The organism is Leeuwenhoekiella obamensis, from assembly GCF_055391795.1.
Genome location: NZ_AP029251.1, coordinates 981,580 through 1,000,496, shown reverse-complemented (window position 1 = coordinate 1,000,496; position 18,917 = coordinate 981,580). Strand labels below are relative to the sequence as shown.

Here is an 18,917-nt window from a genome sequence, read left to right as displayed (position 1 = left end):
ATTGAAGCTAAACTGTTCAACTTCTAGTTTATGCTTTCTTTAATAGTGAGGTGATTAATTAGAATATATCTTTAATTCTATTCTAATAGAAATTCATGTCAACAGAGATCATTCTCATATTTAGCATTTTACTAGTTACCATAGTATTTTTTATCACAGAGTTATTTCCTGTAGATAAGATCGCATTTTTTATCATCGCATCTATAACCTTACTTGGGCTGGTAACTCCAGAAGAAGCCATCAGCGGATTCTCTAATTCTGCAACCATCACAGTGCTTTGCTTAATGATCATCGCCGTGGGATTAGAAGAAAACGGAGTGATCGCTATGCTTACAGAAGGTCTCAAAAAAATAAGCGTTTTGCATCTCACGCTGCTCATTCCGCTATTTATGGTAATCACCGCTGGTATTTCTGCATTTATTAGCACCACGGCTGTTGTAATCATTTTTATCAAGATCGTATTGCAATTAGCAGATCGCTTTGACATCCCATCATCACGCATATTAATGCCGGTTTCTTTTGCAGGAATTTTAGGGGGAAGTTGTACGCTTATGGGTACTTCAACAAACCTTATCGTAAACAGCGTTGCTCAAGATCTGGGAATGGAAAAATTAGGCTTTTTTGAATTTGCACCTTTCGGTTTAGCCTTTTTGGCAATAGGTATTGTGGTTGTCACGATCGCTTCTAGATGGCTTCCGCGAAAAAATCCCACAGACGCCGCAGAAGGTTATGGTTTAGATGAGTTGATCACTACCGTTGAAATAACCGAAGATTCAGCTTTAATTGACAAGCGATTGGATGAGACGTTTTTTGGCGAAAGCCAAGAAGTTACCGTCCTAAAAATGATGCGTAATTACAGAGTGACTAACGCGCCCGGAAAGTACATAAGGTTGCAAAAAGGTGATCGTCTTGTTGTGATGAGCGACTTTGAGTTTATGGTAAAACTCGCAAAAACTGAAGGTTTTATCATTAATGAAAAGCGCCGTAAAACAGAAGAAGAACAGACTGAACAGGAAGAAAAAAATCTTAAACCTAGCGAACTTAACTCTTTAGTTTACATCGAACTTCTGATCTTGCCAGGTTCTATTTTACTTGGAAAAACGCTACGCGATCTACGTTATTTTGCCTTTAGAGGTGGGGTTCCTATTGCGATCAAAAAACGTAAAAACATAAGAAATACAAAGGAGCGTCTTATTCGCAAAGACATTAAAGATATTCGTTTAAAACCAGGTGATCGCGTGCTCGTAGAGATCGAAGAACGTGATATTGCCACGCTAGAAACTATGGAAAATGTTGCGATCATTCAGCAATATGAGAATACGTCGACTTTCTCTAAAAGTAAAAAATTTACTGCGCTGGCGATTTTCCTAGCAGTTATAGGTTTGGCAGCATCTGGCGTGCTGAGTATTCTTGCAAGTGCGCTTACTGGCGTCGCTTTAATGCTTGTGACTAATTGTCTTGTGCTTAACAAAGTGTATCAAAAGGTCGACTGGCAAATAGTTTTCTTGCTCGCTGGGATGATTCCGTTTGGGCTGGCTCTAAGCAATACTGGCGCTGATCTCTGGATCTCTGATCATTTGCTGGCTATGATGGAAGGCAAATCTGATATTTGGGTTCTGGGGCTAATTTTCTTTTTTACTATGCTATTAAGCGGTACGATCTCAAATAACGCCACAGCGATCATTATGGCGCCCATTGCCATTGCCGTTTCAACCGGTTTACAATTAGACCCTAAACCTTTTATTCTTGCGGTGATGTTTGGAGCGAATTTTAGTTTCTTTACTCCGGTGGGCTATCAGACCAATACATTGATCTATGGTCTTGGAATGTATTCTTTCAAGCATTTTGCGATCATTGGCGGGATCTTGTCGCTTATACTTCTGGTGGCAGGAACATTTTTACTCTCGATGTTGTTTTAGGTTTTGGCTTAAAGCCAAAAAAAAAAAGCACTCTTCCCTAACGAGAGAGAAGAGAGCCCTTTAAAATACTTCCTAACCGATTTTAAATTCTTAACCTTTTACTTCTTTGATACTGCATAACTTCGTAAGAAACAAAGCATAGCCGCTATCTTATTTTGTGGGCACTCATCCAGCATAACCAGAATCAAGCCTGCACTAAGTTCAAGATCAAGATTTATAAGACCTTTATCTAGTAGACGCTGAGGGTTAAGATTTGTTACAGAGAAGTTTAATTTTTTCTGATTCTAAGTTAAAGTAATGTAAAGTGTAAGGTTCAACTGATTGGTGATGCGTTATTTTGTATACCAAGTATGAAAAAAAGACTACCTCAAAGCACTAGGAATTTCTTTAAAAGCTCCTCAGATAAATTCAAGGAGCGATTTCCTAAAACGCATAGTTTCTTAAGAAGCTCGGCAGTAAAAACCGAGAAGACCTTAAGATATCTCGTTTCAAAGCGCTGGTTTAGAATAACAGCAATTACCCTCGGAACTTTATTTATCGCATTCTCACTTTTCTTTATGAGCATCTATGTAGGTCTCTGGGGAAAACTTCCTACTAAATATGAACTTGCAAATCTAAAACAGTCTTTAGCCAGCAGATTACTAGATAAAAATGGCGAGGAAATAGGTAAATATTTTGTGTATGATAGACGGCCTATTGACTTTGAAGAACTTCCTCCACATCTCGTGGAAGCACTTGTAGCTACTGAAGATTTTAGATTCTATAGACATGATGGAGTAGACAAAATAAGCTTGATGCGTGTATTTTTCAAAACGCTACTTATGCAAGATGAATCTGCCGGTGGTGGTAGTACGATCACGCAGCAGCTTGCAAAAAACATGTTTGGTCGACCAGAGAGTGGCAAACTTGGGCTAGTCGTTTCAAAGATGAAAGAGTTTATCATCGCCCAGCGTATTGAGAACATATACACTAAAAACGAGATCATTAATCTCTACTTTAATACAGTTCCTTTTCCTGATAACACGTATGGTATTGAGAGCGCTTCACAGAAGTTTTTTGATAAACCTACTAAGGAACTCAACCTTAACGAATCTGCAATTCTTGTTGGTACTTTAAAAGCAAACCATTGGTACAATCCACGGTTGTATCCAGATCGTGCAAAAACAAGACGTGATGTGGTTTTGGGCCAGATGATACGCTATAATTATCTGCAGCCTAAGGATACCATTGGCATGGAAAAAGATAGCATTATCCTGCATTACAATGATCAAAGTAAGAACGTACTTGCCGGGTATTTTAAAGAATCTATGCGCAAACAGCTTGAAGACATTCTTGCTGAAAAATATAAGAAAAACGGTCAACCTTACGACCTTTATCTTGACGGACTTACCGTTTACACAACGCTAGATCTCAAAATGCAAAGAATGGCCGAAAGCTCTATGCAAGAACATATGGCTTCTCTTCAAAAGGCATATAGCAGAGCTTATGGCAACTACGCGCCATGGAACAAAAAAGATATTCTTCTGCCTAATCTCAAAAAACTTTCAATCTATAAAAAGCTTGAGGAAGAAGGCCTTGAAGCCGAAAAGATCTGGGATTCTCTAGATTTTAAGGATGAACGACATGTTTTTGCATGGGATAGCACAAAAACAGAACAAAACATTTCGGTTAAAGATAGCCTTGCGCATTATCTATCTCTTCTTAGCTGCGGATTTTTGGCCTTAGAGCCAAAAACAGGAAAAATTCTTTCATATATAGGAGGCATTGATTTCAATAATTTTAAGTACGATCATGTCTCGCAAAGTCAGCGAATGGTGGGAAGTACATTTAAACCTTTTGTTTATACCACTGCCGTGGAAAGAGGAATCGAACCTTGTGAATATTACAACTCGGCCGATGATACGTACATCATTAAAGGTAAAGAATGGACACCCGGAAACAGCGGTGGCTCAACAGATCCGGACGTTGAATATTCTCTGAAAGGAGCATTAAGCAACTCGATAAATACCGTTGCTGTAAAAGTAATCTTGGATGCCGGTATCAAGAATGTTGTTGCAAAAGCACATGAGATGGGAATTGATGCAGATCTTCCGCCAGTACCTTCATTAGCGTTAGGAACAGCGCAAATAAAGCTTATTGATCTTGCTGGAGCTTACACAACATTTGTAAACAATGGTACGCCCGCCACACCATTTGCCATCGAGAAAATAGTGGATCGTGAAGGAACTGTGATCTATGAACATGCGTCGAATAAGGATGAATCCAAAAAAGTAATTAGCGATTTTACCAGACAATCATTAATAGAAATGATGAAAGAAACGGTAAATAGCGGTACGGCTGCAAGGTTGCGCTATAAATACCGACTAAAGAACGACATCGCCGGAAAGACAGGAACCACGCAGGATAACAAAGATGGTTGGTTTGTAAGTATCATGCCCGAAATGATCACCGTTAGCTGGGTAGGTAACGATGATTATCGCATAGGCTTTAATAGTACGAGTATGGGTGCCGGTGCTAACAGTGCTTTGCCTATATTTGCAGGCCTTTTGCAAAAAATGAATAAGGATACTATTTATGATGGTATCACGAAAGCAAAATTTGAAAAGCCCTCTTCAAGAGTGCGAGAAGCAACAGAATGCTCTAGCACGAGAAGAGATAGTTCAGCGATACGCAATGTCTTTGACAATATTTTTGGCGGAAGCCGAACAAAAACAAAGAATATTGTTTATCTAGATGATGAAGGTAATAAGATAAAAACCGTCACTGAAGAGATAGAATTTGAAGATGATGATGAAAATAGTGATGGCGAAGAGCAGAACGGTAATGACAATGAGAGCGATGGAGGTTTCTTTTCTTTCTTGAAGAAAAAGAAAAATGACGATGGGAACTGACAGACAAATCTTAAATATTTGTTAACAAAAACTTAAAAACAGCTCCAAATGCTAAAAAATACATAAAAAAGCATTGAAGAATTTGTTTTTAAACAATATCGTGTTATAATATACATTATTTACATTCACAAATTTAATACTCCTATATGAGACAACTCAAAATCACGAAGCAGGTAACCAATCGAGAGTCAAAATCTTTAAATACCTATTTACAAGATGTTAGTAAGCTCGATATGATTACAGCTGAGGAAGAGGTCGAGTTGGCACAGCGCATTAGAGAAGGTGATCAAGTTGCTTTAGAACGTTTAACTAAAGCTAACTTGCGCTTCGTAGTTTCTGTGGCCAAGCAGTACCAAAATCAAGGTCTTAAATTACCTGATCTTATTAACGAAGGGAATGTTGGTCTTGTTAAAGCTGCAAAGCGTTTTGATGAAACTCGTGGATTTAAGTTTATTTCGTATGCTGTATGGTGGATTCGTCAATCTATCCTTCAAGCAATTTCTGAGCATTCAAGAACCGTAAGACTACCGCTTAACAAAATTGGTACAATAAGCAAGATCAACAAAGCTTATTCTTACCTAGAGCAAAGTCTTGAGCGTCCACCAAGTGCTGAAGAAATCGCTAAGGAACTTGACATGACTGTACAGAAGGTTAAACTTGCCATGAAAAACAGTGGTCGTAACCTATCTATGGATGCTCCTTTTAAAGAAGGTGAAAATGAATCAAACCTTTATGACGTATTAAAGAGTGGTGAATCTCCTAACCCAGATATGCAGTTAATGCAAGAAAGTCTAGGTACAGAGATTGAGCGTGCTCTTGAAACACTTTCTCCTAGAGAATCTGACGTTATTAAGCTTAACTATGGCTTGGGTGGTGAGCAACCGCACACTCTTCAAGAAATAGGTGAAATGTTTGATCTAAGCCGTGAGCGTGTAAGACAGATCCGTGAAAAAGGAATCCGTAGACTACGTCACACTTCAAGAAGTAAAGTGCTTAAGACCTATTTGGGATAAAATATATGTAGTCCCCTTAATGAATGAAAAAAGAAAAGCCCGATGCAAACGCATCGGGCTTTCTTTTTGCAGTACTCTTTTATGGATTATAATTTATTGGATAGTAACATTAAATGTCTGAACAAAATCTGTTTCTCCAGCTGCGTTAGTAATATCACCATCGCTTACATTAGCCGCATCTTTGTTAGGCTCATGTCTTAAAGTAACTGTATAACTTCCGCTAGAAGCATTACCAGTTAGCACAGTAAAGTTAATCCCCACAGGGTTAGTTCCTCCTTCTGTAGTATAATCAGACTCCATATCAGCATATGTTGTAGTTAAATTTAAACTACCACTATTTTGAAAAAAGAACTGGTGGTCTGCAGCTTCTTCCTCGATCTCTTCGTTAATAGATTCTGCTGGGCTCTCAGTTTCATTTAATAATTCTACTGTTCCTGCATATGATGTATTAGCAAGAAGATTGCCAGATACTGTTACAACAGGAGCATCAGGACCATCACCATCTAGATCTTGAGATTGTAATGTCACAACTGGCAAACCTCCAGAAGGTGTAAGTGTAACTGTCATTGTGGTGATCACTTCCTCCTCGTTAATAGGCGCAGGAACGCTATCATCATCACTACTACAAGAGATAGACACAAGTGCAAGTAATTGCACGGCAAAAATATATTTAAGGGTTTTCATTTTATAAATTGTTATATTATTAATATGTAAGTTTTAATTGTAATCTAAAGTTTTGGCCCAGGTCGTCCACAAAGTATCGCTGTCTATTCAGGTAATCCCTGTAATTAGTATCTAATACATTGTCTACAAAAAGACCTACCGTAAGTTTTGATTGCTTGAGTACTGCAAAATCCATAAATGCATTCAAATACCATAAATTGTAACCGGCTGGCGATTCACTAATTTTTACGGTTTCGGTAACCTCAGAACCATTGGCATCTATATAGGTTACCTCAAAGTCATTGTTAGGAAATCTATTTTGCTTAAAAGCAGCTTGATTTCTCAATGAGATTCTAAAATTATTCCACTCCTCTTTTGAAAAAGTAAGTGTATTCATCCAATTAGGAGCAGGCATCGCAATAAGCGGCTTATCATTTTCTAAGTCCTGCCCATTTACATAAGCAAAAGAACTTTTGAGATCAAAACGCTTATTAAATCTGTATCCCGCATTTACATCAATACCAAAAAGCCTAGAATCTGCCTGCTGATATTCATAAACCGGAAAACTTCCTCCCCTATTGGTAAACTCAACTCCCACAGGAACAAGCTGTATAAAATTATATACTTGGTTATAATATGGGTCAAGCCCAAAAGTTAACTTAGAGAACGTAGCTTCTAATGAAGCTGAAGCCTTAAGCGACTGTTCTTGCTTATTTCTTAAATCACCTAATTCTATTATCGCAGCACTATGGTGTAAACCATCTGCAAAAAGCTCAGCAGGATTAGGCGCACGAGAGGCAGAACTTAAATTAGCTCTTGCGACTAGATTATCATTGATCTGATAACGCGTTCCTAATGTTGCTGAAATATTATGATATTCAAAAACAGGATTTGTAAGTAATTGCGTGTCTAATTCCTGTACTACAATATCATTGTAATCTTCATCATAGCCACGCTCTTCCCATCTTGATGTGCGATAGTATTTGGTCGCATCCATTAAGCGATAATCATAACGCACGCCACCATCTAATGTCATTCTATCATTTAAGTAATATTCTAGCGTTGCATATCCCGCCACTGTAGTCATCTCATAATCTGGAATCAAACGACGAACGCCTGTATCAGGATCTGGAGTATTTTTCTGGTAAGAAAACTCTGCTCCAACATTCGCTTCCATATTATCAAGAGCATCCCACTGCAAGTTTGTATTCAGCGTATGCGTAACAAGATCAAGATCTAATGAAGGTTTATCTCTATCATCACCACGTCTTATATCAAATTCCTTCCTGTTATTGAATTGAAAAGAATAATCCATTGACAGTTTCCCGAAGTTCTCAAAACGTGTAAAAGCACTCAGCTTTGCAAGATGATGTCTTACATTTTGCTTTGGCGCATTGATATCATAAGTAAACGGCGCTTCATAAAGCGGTTGATCACTGTTAATCGCTCTAATGAGATCAGGATTACTACCTATGTGCGAAGCTCTTAAAATACCTGTTTCTGCATCATAATAGCTATAAAATGCATCAAAACCATATTTAAATTTATTGAGGCCAAAACCAAATGAGAAATCCTTTTCTCTATTACCTGTATTAGACAAAACATAATCTGGCGCTTCTCGATCCCCTGAATACTTGTAAGTCCCTTGAACGCGGACATACCAGCCATTTGCATAAGACTTAATTACATTAGAAGTCACACTGGCTCCTCGACCGTTTGTAAATCCATCAATTACGGTACTACCATAAAGAGAATCCTTTACATAAGGTTTTTGGGGATCTGCAATGATCACTCCGCCCACAGCATCACCACCATATCGCAATGCTCCTGCTCCTTTTACAACCGTAAGATTCGCAGTGTTATTCACATCAAGATTAGGCGCATGTTCAATACCCCATTCTTGATCAGCAAGACGCGTACCATTTGATATTACTAAAACTCTACTGCTGTGCAATCCTTGAATAACAGGTTTTACAACTGTACTTCCGGTATTAAGTGAAGAAACGCCACTTATTTCGCGTAAAGCGTCACCTAAGCTACCGCTGCTATATTTTAAAATATCTTCTTGATGCAATGAAGCTTCTGTGCCAGATGTAGTTTCCTGATGGTAGGTATGACCAGTTACAGTAACTCTGTTGAGTTCCTCAATATGATGTTCTAACTTAAAATTTCTAGTAAGATCTTTATTAATGGTGATCTTAAAATCTTCAGTATCACATTCTGGATGCGTTATGTGTACCACATAATTGCCAGGACAAAGACCAGAAATCTCGTACTTCCCATCAAAATCTGTCAGAGCATATTTCTCTTCACCTTCAATGCTCAGCGTAGCTTGAAACAATGATTTACCATCATGAAAGTCTACTACTTCACCACTTAAAGTTAGATTACAATCTTGTGCCGTAGCGTTGCTAATGCTTATTAGGGATACTAATAGCAACAATACTTTTTTCATAAATAAATAGAATTGTGATTCTTTCCCCGTAAGGGAGAAAAAAATAATTACCCGTTACCGGGAAAAGGTTTAAGCAGGTATATCATCGTCTTAAAATAAGACGCTTAAGATCAACCCCGCTACTCGAGGAATTATTAAATCACAGGTGGGGGCTTGTTAAAATACTGCCCTTGTGGAAGTTTTGTATATTCTTGCTCTACAATAGTTGATTGAAAAACATCTGCAGAAACAAGAACTTCTTGAGGTTCAAACTCCTGAATTGTGGGAACAAGAAACTCATGATTTTGATGCTGTTTTTGAGAGATCACACACAACTCACAATGTTGTGCTTTACCAGCATCTTTAATATGAAACAAAGAATGAAGGTCTGCCAGCTTTGAAGCAAGCATAACGGTGAGCAAAATTGCCCCCAGAACCGTTCTATTTCTTTGTAAAAAATTCATTTAGATTTATAAGGTATGATTTACATGAACAATTATCTGACCTTTTGTGTAAGCATCAGTAATCTCTCTCATGTAATTCAATTCTAATTTCAATTTATTTGTGAAACTGTATCCCAAGCCTATTGCAGACCAGTTTCGGTCAAAAAGTGATACGCGGCGCCCATCACCTATATCTTGCTGTCCATTTACAAAAACCTCTGACCAGCCCATAGCATACAGAGCATTTTGTCCTAGACCTTTTCCATTTAATGGCACTCGCACTGCAAGCATATATCGATATCTAGTTCTAAAGTCCTGATTGTCGATAAATCGCTCTTCAATTCTAATTCTATGGCCCAGGTAAAGATGTTCACTTACTTTTTGCGGAAGCAAAATATCTTGATGCAACCTATGCTCAGCAACTGTATTTTGGCTTTCGCCAAAAGTTCCCGTGCTGAAATAAGCATAACCACTGGTCACGGTAAGCGGAGTATCTTTAAAATTATATGTTGCCGCCGCTCTAGCAATAAACTGCTGAAAATCTCCCAAACCTTCAAAATCTCTATATTGAAAGTCACCGTTTACACCCCAGCCTTTATCACCTATTTTCTTACTCCAGATATATTGATACCATGCACCGGTCTCGCTTATACCTTCTTGAGCACGCACATTTGCTGCGCCAAAGGCAACAACGATAAAAAATAGAAGAACTTTATATAGCTTCAAATTAGTGATTTTACTGTGCAGCGACATTAGCGTACATCTGGCTCAATTTTAATCGCAATTTACGCATATAATCTTCTTCTAGCCAATCCTTGTAATTCTTAGTGTTTTTCATGATGCAATACGAGTACAAACGTATGCGGTAACTAATCTCATCCTTAAGTTGGCTAGCCAAAATACGTGCGTCAAAAACATCTTCAGTATTTTCAAAAACGATCTTCGCATGCTGCTCTATAGAACGTTCTAAAGCTATTTTAGATTTTAATCCTTGAGCAAAAACTTTTTCGTATTCCTTCTTAATATCAAACTCGATACTTTCAGACTTACTGAATTCTGCTCTAAGATCAGGCGGCATTTTGTACTCAAAATTACGCTCGATCTCTTCATCACTCACTAAGTTCTCCAGATAAAAATCTGGATAATGGAAAATGTCATTCCAATCAATTGGTGCGTCCCATCTCCCAAAACGGGCCATATTATTACCCAGATCGATCACTTGAAATTTATCTTTATCTGGCAAAATCCTAGAACCTCTACCTATCATCTGAAAATACAGCGTAAGCGATCTAGTAGCGCGATTCAAAATTATGGTTTCTACAGTAGGTTCATCAAAACCTGTTGTTAAAATACTTACGGAAGTAAGGATCGCTTCTGGCGTATGCTTAAACCATTTTAAAATCTCTTTACGCTCTTTATTACTATGTGTATTATCAAGGTGCCTTACCTCGTAGCCCGCTTCTTTAAAGGTTTCATAAACGTATCGTGACGTATTGATACCATTATTAAAGATCAGGGTTTTAGTCCCTTTAGCGCGTTCTTCATAAGCACCCAGCAACTTCTCTTGCATGATATGCCCAGTGTAAAGAATCTCACTAGACTTTACTGTATAATCACCGTTTATACCTATTTGCAGGGTTCCTAATCCTACGTCGTAAGAATGTATTCCGGCTTTCGCCAAAAACCCTTTATCAATAAGCGATGAGATACTTTCTCCCACAATAAGCTTGCGGTAATTATCCTTCATAGGAAGTTTTACATTACTACTTAAAGGTGTAGCAGTTACTCCCAGAATAAATGCGTTGTCAAAATAAGTAAACAACTTCCTGAAGCTATTATAATGCGCCTCATCAATAATTACAAGACCTACTTCATCAATATCTATCTGGCCGTCTTGCAATCTATTATTAAGCGTCTCTACCATCGCCACATAACACATATAATGCTCATTACCAGCTAAGGTTTTTACCTTACTGTTTATGATCATATTTGGCACGTTAAAGCCAGTAAGCATTTTACTGGTTTGCTTAGAGAGCTCAATACGGTGTGTAAGAATTACAACTTTCTTCTTCTTTTCGGCGATGTAGCGTCTCACGATCTCAGAGAATATAACCGTCTTACCACCACCAGTAGGTAACTGATAGAGCAGGTTAAAATTATCTGGAGATTCGTCAATACAGGTAAAGATCTTATCTAGATCTTTTATCTGATAATTGTAGAGTTCCTTCTTCTTAGATTGTTTTTGCTTTGTGTGGTCGCTCAAAAGAGAGTTGCTTTCTGTGTTAATCTTACAAAATTAATCGATTTAATGGGCGATTAAAAGAATTACCGCAGGAATTACGGATTTCTTAATTTATGTGCTTCAGTATTTACAAAACCCAAATAGGTGTTACAATTAATAATCGATTTGAAAATAAGACGATGCATTTAAAAGATTTTTAAAAATTTGGCCGCCGAGCCGGATAATAAAGCATCAAAATTTTAACTTTACAACAAAATAAACTCTGATAAATTGAACAATCCACAGGCTATAAAATTGCTCGACAAACTAATTGAAGATTTAGAGCATAACGGCATAATTATTAATACAGTAGTACAAGATCTTAAGGATCTTAGACCTTTTGCTGTAGAAGAAAAACGCCCATTATTGGCAAAAACCATTCGATTAACCTTTGAGCATATTGAAGAAAATGAAACTTTTGCAATAGGTATCCCAGAAGATGAGCCTATTGATGAGGACGAAGAAATCGAGATCGAAGAGGCTGAGCCAAAAGAAAGTCTTTCTTATTTGTTTGGACTGATCAAAGATTCTGAGAATGCTGCAAACAGACTAGACTTGCGTGCTTATGTAGAAGCGATGCAAGAATATGCAGAAGAGAATTAATCTCTTTTTAATGATAAAGAAAAAGCCCGATCAAATGATCGGGCTTTTTTATTGTTAGTTGTTGCCTAGAATAATAGGTAACCCATCGTCGCCAGAACCTACTACAATCACTTTGCTGTTATTTGATTTAGCCAACTCAAGTGTGGCTTCAATACCTTTATCTCTCAAGATCTTATCATTAAGAGATGCGCTCAAGATCTGGTTTGCATCTGCTTTACCCTGCGCCTGTATACGCTGACGTTCAGCTTCTTTTTGCGCTGATACTAATCTAAATTCATACTCAAGCGACTCTTGCTCTTGTCTCAGCTTACGCTCAATAGCTTCTTTAATCGTTGGCGGCAGCGTCACATCTCTAACCAAGACTTCATCTAGCTCTATGTATTGATCATCTACGATTTTCTTAGTTTCTTCAAAGATCTCTGCTTGTATCGCATCACGTTTTGAAGAATATAATTGCTCTGGTGTATAGCGTCCCACAACACTTCTAGCCGCAGAACGTATGGTAGGCAATAGAATTCTAGATAAATAATCTTCACCTATTTCTTTATGCAGTTTGCCTAAGCTGCTATACGTAGGTCTGTACCATACTGATGCTTCTAATTTAATATCAAGACCGTTTGACGAAAGTACATTCATTGTCTCTTTCAATTCTTGACGGCGCACTTCATAAATTATAACCTTGTTCCATGGCGCTACAAAATGAAAACCTTCTCCCATAGGTGGCTGATCTGTAACTACACCATCACCTAGGGTTTCATAAAGCACGCCAGCTTTACCAGCACCAATAGTGATCGTAGATTTAAAAACAATGATTAATACGATGATAAAACCTATTACTATAGGTATACCAATTTTTGGAAGTCGATCCATGATAAAAATTAAATTAAGCCGTTATATTTTCTAAGAAACCATTCCGCGGCAAGCGAAACAGCTATCACTATTAATAGTATACGAAAATCGATCAACGTTACATTCGTTTTAACCGATTTTTGAACAGGGCGATACCTGTCGTCATTAAGAAGTTGATCTAAAAGCGCATCCTGCTGATCTAAAGTAAAGGCTTTTCCCTGAGTTTCTTTCGCCGTAAGGCTCATTCTCGCCCAGTCTGCATTGCTGTATTGATCCTCAATATTATAAGGAACCACGGTAAAAGCGCCGCTTTCTGTGATATTTTGATCATCTACCGCAACAGTGAAATTGTATTTCCCTGGCTCTAGTGTTGGCAAACCAGCCTCATAATAACCGCCTTTTACGATCATGGGTGATTCAAATATTTTTTCTTCGTTTTCACGAAAAATACTCAGATTCAATCGCTCTCCCGGATCAAAAACATAGTTTTTATTAAAGTACTGCGCACTGATCTTTATACCGCTACCGCCATAATAAAAGTTGTCATACTCTAACCTAAGCCTGGTTTTGCGCGTAGTAGAAGCCGCATATTGAACCAGCTTATCAATAAAATTATCAAAAGTCTCAAAGCTACCCAGATTGCGATAACTCTGCGCGCGCCACTTCCAGATGCCTGTACCAAAAATCAAAGCTTGTCTCCTGCCCTGCTCTTCGGCAACAGCGATCAAAGGATTTTTAGTTTGTACACCGCCTATGCTTTGATAAACCGCAATGTCAGAAGAAGCCGAAAGTGTGATTCTGCCAAAATTCGTTTCAAGGGGCGGGTAATCTTCTATCGAGAAATTCTCGATCTGAAAAGAATTAAAATTAGGATTAAAATATCCCTGCGCTTCATCTGCCTGATTAGTGATTTGCTGTTTAAAAACCTCTTGCGCCGAGTTTAAATACGTAACATCAGTATTAGGCCCCATTACAAAAATGGTATTCTTATCTAGCGTATTTAATTCCTCAATAATATTTGCAGAAGAACGATTAGGCTCAAAGAGAATAACAAGATCATATTTGTTCAAACTTGAAACTTCAACAGATGGATCTAGTATCTCAACATTGCGCAGTTTATTGCTTTGTATCGCATTTTTCAAAGCGCCAAGATCAGGATGAATCACTGATGAAATGATAGCCACAGTAGATCGCTGATCAAGAACTTCAACAGCAAATACTTTAGTGTTGTTGTTTGTATTCTTTTCGCTGTCAAGCGCAGTAAGTGAAACAGTATATTCTTTAACTCCTACGCTAGCAGCCGGCAAGAAGAAGTTAAAAATGTGTGATTTTTTATTGGGACTGTAACTTATGTTCTCGCGGTGAACAACTGAGTTTCCTTGGCTTACTACAAGTTGAGAATTTACCTCTGAATCCCCATAATAACTAGTGATCACCTCCACCGGAAACTGATTATCCAAATACGCGTATCGATTAACATTTACACGATCTACCTGCAGATCTTCATATTGCACCGTATCACCCACTGCGAGAAAATAAACCGGCTTATTTTCATCACGAGCTACATATCTGTAATCTTCACCAATATTTGCATTACCATCTGTAATGAGCACCGGCAGGTAATTGCGTTTGCGATATACGGATTTTAAATTGCGCAGAGAAGCCGCAATATTTGTTTGCTTTTCAGCGAAAGCTAAACTATCTAAAACATGAGTAGACTCGCCAAAAGTATAGGTCTCAACATCGAAACGGGAATTGATGCCGTCATTTTCGCGTAAGCGTGATATCGCTTCTTTAACCTGTGCGACATCGCCCATTTTCTCAATAGATGCAGAGTTGTCTATGGCTAGAGCCAAAATAGGTTTTACCGTATAATAATCATTGCTTTTTATAGAAGGATCTATGAGGAGCAAAAGCAACGCAAAAAGCGTGATAAAACGAAAAAAGGCAAACAACATATTAAGTCGTTTACCTTTTTTTGCTCTAAAATAATATTGAAATACAGATACACCCAGCGCTACGATCCCAGCAAGGACAATAAATAAAACGGTAAGTGTATCCATTAAAAAATGTCTGTTTTAGGTCAACATTCCGCCATCTACTTGAAGCGTCTGTCCTGTAATGTAGCTACTCATATCGCTGGCAAGAAAAACACATGCGTTTGCGATATCTTCTGGGCTACCACCACGTTTCAATGGAATTGCAGCTCTCCATCCTTCTACAGTTTTTTCGTCAAGTGCTCCGGTCATTTCTGTCTCGATAAAACCTGGTGCAATAACGTTTGTACGAATGTTACGAGAACCTAACTCTAGCGCCATAGATTTTGAGAAACCTATGATACCAGCTTTAGAAGCTGCATAGTTCGCTTGACCTGCATTACCTTTAACACCTACAACAGAGCTCATATTTATGATGCTACCGTTGCGCTGCTTTAGCATTGTGCGCTGCACAGCTTTTGTCATATTAAAGATAGACTTTAAGTTCACATCTATCACGGTATCAAAATCTTCCTCGCTCATACGCATAAGCAAGTTATCTTTTGTAATACCCGCGTTGTTGATCAAAACATCAATGCTGTCAAAATCTTTTAAAACGCTTGCAACAAGCTCTTGCGCTTCTTCAAATGAAGCTGCATTAGATTTATATGCTTTTGCTTTTACACCTAGCGCTGTAAGCTCTTTTTCAAGTTCTTCAGCTGGGCCGGCAGATGAGCTATAAGTAAATGCTACGTTTGCACCTTGCTCTGCAAAAACTCTGGCGATACCTTTACCAATACCACGGCTGGCACCGGTTATGATCGCGTTCTTTCCTTCAAGAAGTTTCATGATATATTCTAATTTGGTCAGTTGTCAAATATAGCCAAAACACTTTTTGTACTCTGGCCTAAAATGCAAAAAAGCGGATTATTACAACCCGCTTTTTATATGAATTGATTTTTGGCTTAAGCCAAAACTTCTGCGACTTTTTTACCGATCTCTGCTGGGCTATCCACAACGTGAATACCACATTCTGCAAGGATCTTTTTCTTAGCTGTTGCGCTCTCATCTGCACCAGAAACGATTGCACCAGCGTGACCCATTGTACGACCAGCAGGAGCAGTCTCACCAGCGATGAAACCTACTACTGGTTTAGTAACTCCAGATTCTTTGATCCATCTTGCAGCATCTGGCTCAAGTTGTCCACCTATCTCACCGATAAGTACGATACACTCAGTTTCTGGATCATTAGCAAGTAATTCAACAGCTTCTTTAGTTGTAGTACCAATGATAGGATCACCACCAATACCAATTGCTGTTGTAATACCTAGACCTTGTTTTACAACTTGATCTGCAGCTTCATAAGTAAGTGTTCCTGATTTTGAAACGATACCTACTTTACCTTTCTTGAATACAAATCCTGGCATGATACCAACTTTTGCTTCACCTGGAGTGATAACTCCTGGACAGTTAGGACCTATAAGTCTGCAATCTTTATTTTTAATATAAGCGGCTGCTTTGATCATATCTGCAACAGGAATACCTTCTGTGATCGCGATGATAACTTTGATACCTGCATCAGCAGCTTCCATAATCGCGTCTGCAGCAAATGCAGGCGGTACAAAAAGGATTGAAACGTCAGCACCTGTTTTATCAACAGCATCTTGCACTGTATTAAAAACTGGCTTACCTAGGTGCTCTTGCCCTCCTTTACCTGGAGTTACACCACCTACTACGTTTGTGCCATATTCAATCATTTGACCTGCGTGAAAAGTACCTTCACTACCGGTAAAACCTTGTACGATTATTTTGGAATCTTTATTAACTAAAACGCTCATTTTATTATTTGAATTTTATCTTGTAAAAATAGTTGATTATGGGTGAACCTTAAAGTAATTTCAATACTTTATACGGCTATATGCGTCAATATTTAATGGGTCTTCATCACTAGGAAGACTTATTTGATATCCTTTATAAAGTTTACCATCCTTAAGCTCCCAGATCGCCATAAAGTGAATCGTTGAAACTTCTTCATCTGGATTCTCAATGGTTTTAAGGTAATATGTAAGTCGTATACAAACCTTACCATCATCCTCTAGTACATGAGTTACAGAAGGACGTAAAGACACAAATCCTTTACCCATCTCCTTACTCATATTATCTAGATCAGAGTAGGTCATCTTAGAAAAACCAGTTGAAGCATTCCAGTATAGTTCTGCTTCTGGATGTAAATACTTTTGCAAGATCGTAGGGTCATTAAAAAAATCTGACTCGTACATTTCCTGCACCATTTCTTTACCTGTCTTGCTCATGACTCTTTTTTAAGTTTGTTTAAAATCTCTGGGAATTGCTTTGTAGCAGCAAGTTCCCTAAATTTTATTCTAAATTCATCTGCAGGAGAACCAAAGTAAGTCTTATTAGCCTCAAGCGACTTCCCTACTCCACTCTGCGCATAAACCACAGCACCTTTACCAATGGTTATACCACTGATAACTCCCACTTGGCCCCATAAAGTTACATTATCTTCAATAACCACGCAGCCTGCGATACCAGTTTGTGAAGCAATTAATACTTCTCGTCCTATGATCACATCGTGACCCACATGCACTTGATTATCTAACTTAGAACCTTCGCCAATAGTTGTATCTCCAGAAACACCCCTATCAATAGTACAACTAGCACCTATCTCTACATTATCTTTTATAATTACGCGACCAGAAGACCTCAATTTATCAAAACCTTCTTTTCTTTTTTTGTAATAAAAAGCATCTGCACCCAGCACCGTGTTGCTGTGAATAATCACATTATCACCTATTATAGAGTCGTCACCTATACTCACATTTGCATGTATGATGCAATTCTCGCCTATGGTGACATTATTACCTACAAAAGCATTGGGTTGAATTATGCTTCCCTGACCAATTTTGGCGGAAGCCGAAATAGCACTATCACTGCTGCGAAAAGGCTTAAAATGCAATGTAAGCTTATTAAAGTCACGGAATGGATCATCTGAAATTAGTAGTGCTTTACCCTGCGGCGCGTCTACCTTTTTATTGATAAGTACAATGGTTGCAGCCGAATTTAGCGCCTTGTCATAATACTTAGGATGATCAACAAAAACAATATCACCTGGCTCTACCACGTGAATTTCGTTCATTCCTAAAACAGGAAAATCGCTATCACCTACATATTCTGTATTGATGAGCGACGCGATCTCCTTAAGTGTATGTGGTCTTGGAAATTTCAATTATTCCTTGATTCTTTCTTTGTAAGTACCTTTTTCAGTTTCAACCTTGATCTTATCACCTTCGTTGATAAAAAGAGGCACCTGAACTTCTGCACCAGATTCTACAGTTGCTGGTTTTGTAGCATTTGTAGCTGTGTTACCTTTTACACCTGGTTCTGTGTGCGTAACTTCAAGAATTACGTGAGGAGGCATATCTACTGAAAGTGGCGCACCATCTTCTGTATTAATAGAAACGCTTACCACTTCACCTTCCTTAAGAAGTCCTGGTTGATCGATAGCGCTTTCTAAAAGACGAATTTGAGTATAATCGTCTACATTCATAAAGTGATAAAAATCACCATCATTATATAGGTATTGAAAACCATTTGTCTCAACACGCACATCCTCGATCTTATGACCTGCAGAAAAAGTATTATCAAGCACTTTACCTGTCGTAACGCTTTTTAATTTTGTTCTTACAAAAGCAGGACCTTTACCTGGTTTTACGTGAAGAAACTCAATGATCTTATAAATATCGTGGTTATAACGGATACACATTCCGTTTCTAATATCTGAAGTAGTTGCCATAATTATAAAGCTTATTCTAAATTATAAATTT

The 18,917-nt window shown here is 38.1% G+C and carries 16 protein-coding genes; 4 read left to right on the top strand and 12 right to left on the bottom strand.

Going from position 1 to position 18,917, the window contains the following annotated elements; genetic code table 11:
* Positions 1 to 95: 95 nt before the first annotated feature.
* The 3 genes from ACZ5L8_RS04430 to ACZ5L8_RS04420 all read left to right on the top strand — a co-directional run bounded on the left by ACZ5L8_RS04430 (position 96) and on the right by ACZ5L8_RS04420 (position 5,823).
* Positions 96 to 1,919 (top strand): SLC13 family permease, encoded by a 1,824-nt coding sequence (locus ACZ5L8_RS04430; protein WP_464440088.1) that lies wholly within the window; start codon positions 96 to 98, stop codon positions 1,917 to 1,919.
* A gap of 350 nt (positions 1,920 to 2,269) precedes the next feature.
* On the top strand, positions 2,270 to 4,810 hold the full coding sequence (locus tag ACZ5L8_RS04425; protein ID WP_464440087.1) for a transglycosylase domain-containing protein: 2,541 nt from the start codon (positions 2,270 to 2,272) through the stop codon (positions 4,808 to 4,810).
* Between the two features lie 146 nt (positions 4,811 to 4,956).
* Entirely contained in the window at positions 4,957 to 5,823 is an 867-nt protein-coding gene (locus ACZ5L8_RS04420) for a sigma-70 family RNA polymerase sigma factor (protein ID WP_462598644.1), read from the top strand.
* Positions 5,824 to 5,916: 93 nt separating this feature from the next.
* Here the strand turns inward: ACZ5L8_RS04420 and ACZ5L8_RS04415 are convergent, their stop codons facing one another.
* The 5 genes from ACZ5L8_RS04415 to ACZ5L8_RS04395 form a co-directional block, all read right to left on the bottom strand.
* Positions 5,917 to 6,507, bottom strand: coding sequence for a type 1 periplasmic binding fold superfamily protein (locus tag ACZ5L8_RS04415; RefSeq protein ID WP_464440086.1), 591 nt, complete (start codon positions 6,505 to 6,507; stop codon positions 5,917 to 5,919).
* 19 nt (positions 6,508 to 6,526) lie between these two features.
* A complete protein-coding gene (locus ACZ5L8_RS04410; protein ID WP_464440085.1) occupies positions 6,527 to 8,941 on the bottom strand; it encodes a TonB-dependent receptor in 2,415 nt (804 codons plus the stop codon).
* Between the two features lie 134 nt (positions 8,942 to 9,075).
* Complete coding sequence (locus ACZ5L8_RS04405; protein WP_464440084.1) at positions 9,076 to 9,384, bottom strand: hypothetical protein; 309 nt, start codon at positions 9,382 to 9,384, stop codon at positions 9,076 to 9,078.
* A gap of 6 nt (positions 9,385 to 9,390) precedes the next feature.
* On the bottom strand, positions 9,391 to 10,089 hold the full coding sequence (locus ACZ5L8_RS04400) for a DUF2490 domain-containing protein (RefSeq protein ID WP_464440083.1): 699 nt from the start codon (positions 10,087 to 10,089) through the stop codon (positions 9,391 to 9,393).
* Between the two features lie 10 nt (positions 10,090 to 10,099).
* Positions 10,100 to 11,626 (bottom strand): DEAD/DEAH box helicase, encoded by a 1,527-nt coding sequence (locus ACZ5L8_RS04395; RefSeq protein WP_462598649.1) that lies wholly within the window; start codon positions 11,624 to 11,626, stop codon positions 10,100 to 10,102.
* Positions 11,627 to 11,875: 249 nt separating this feature from the next.
* On the opposite strand from ACZ5L8_RS04395, the gene ACZ5L8_RS04390 reads away from it, so the two are divergent.
* A complete protein-coding gene (locus ACZ5L8_RS04390; protein ID WP_464440081.1) occupies positions 11,876 to 12,247 on the top strand; it encodes a hypothetical protein in 372 nt (123 codons plus the stop codon).
* Positions 12,248 to 12,301: 54 nt separating this feature from the next.
* On the opposite strand, the gene ACZ5L8_RS04385 is transcribed toward ACZ5L8_RS04390, so the two are convergent.
* From ACZ5L8_RS04385 to efp, 7 genes are all read right to left on the bottom strand, one after another.
* Complete coding sequence (locus ACZ5L8_RS04385; protein ID WP_464440079.1) at positions 12,302 to 13,117, bottom strand: prohibitin family protein; 816 nt, start codon at positions 13,115 to 13,117, stop codon at positions 12,302 to 12,304.
* An 8-nt stretch (positions 13,118 to 13,125) separates the two neighbouring features.
* Positions 13,126 to 15,159 (bottom strand): vWA domain-containing protein, encoded by a 2,034-nt coding sequence (locus ACZ5L8_RS04380; protein WP_464440077.1) that lies wholly within the window; start codon positions 15,157 to 15,159, stop codon positions 13,126 to 13,128.
* Between the two features lie 15 nt (positions 15,160 to 15,174).
* Positions 15,175 to 15,921 carry a 3-oxoacyl-[acyl-carrier-protein] reductase gene (fabG, locus tag ACZ5L8_RS04375; RefSeq protein ID WP_462598653.1) on the bottom strand — a complete coding sequence of 249 codons (747 nt, stop codon included), beginning with the start codon at positions 15,919 to 15,921 and terminating at the stop codon, positions 15,175 to 15,177.
* Positions 15,922 to 16,037: 116 nt separating this feature from the next.
* On the bottom strand, positions 16,038 to 16,910 hold the full coding sequence (sucD, locus tag ACZ5L8_RS04370) for a succinate--CoA ligase subunit alpha (RefSeq protein WP_464440074.1): 873 nt from the start codon (positions 16,908 to 16,910) through the stop codon (positions 16,038 to 16,040).
* A gap of 60 nt (positions 16,911 to 16,970) precedes the next feature.
* On the bottom strand, positions 16,971 to 17,384 hold the full coding sequence (locus tag ACZ5L8_RS04365; RefSeq protein WP_462598655.1) for a nuclear transport factor 2 family protein: 414 nt from the start codon (positions 17,382 to 17,384) through the stop codon (positions 16,971 to 16,973).
* Positions 17,381 to 18,319, bottom strand: coding sequence for a UDP-3-O-(3-hydroxymyristoyl)glucosamine N-acyltransferase (locus ACZ5L8_RS04360; RefSeq protein WP_464440072.1), 939 nt, complete (start codon positions 18,317 to 18,319; stop codon positions 17,381 to 17,383). The genes ACZ5L8_RS04365 and ACZ5L8_RS04360 overlap by 4 nt, the downstream gene beginning before the upstream one ends.
* On the bottom strand, positions 18,320 to 18,886 hold the full coding sequence (efp, locus tag ACZ5L8_RS04355) for an elongation factor P (protein WP_462598657.1): 567 nt from the start codon (positions 18,884 to 18,886) through the stop codon (positions 18,320 to 18,322).
* Positions 18,887 to 18,917 lie beyond the last annotated feature (31 nt).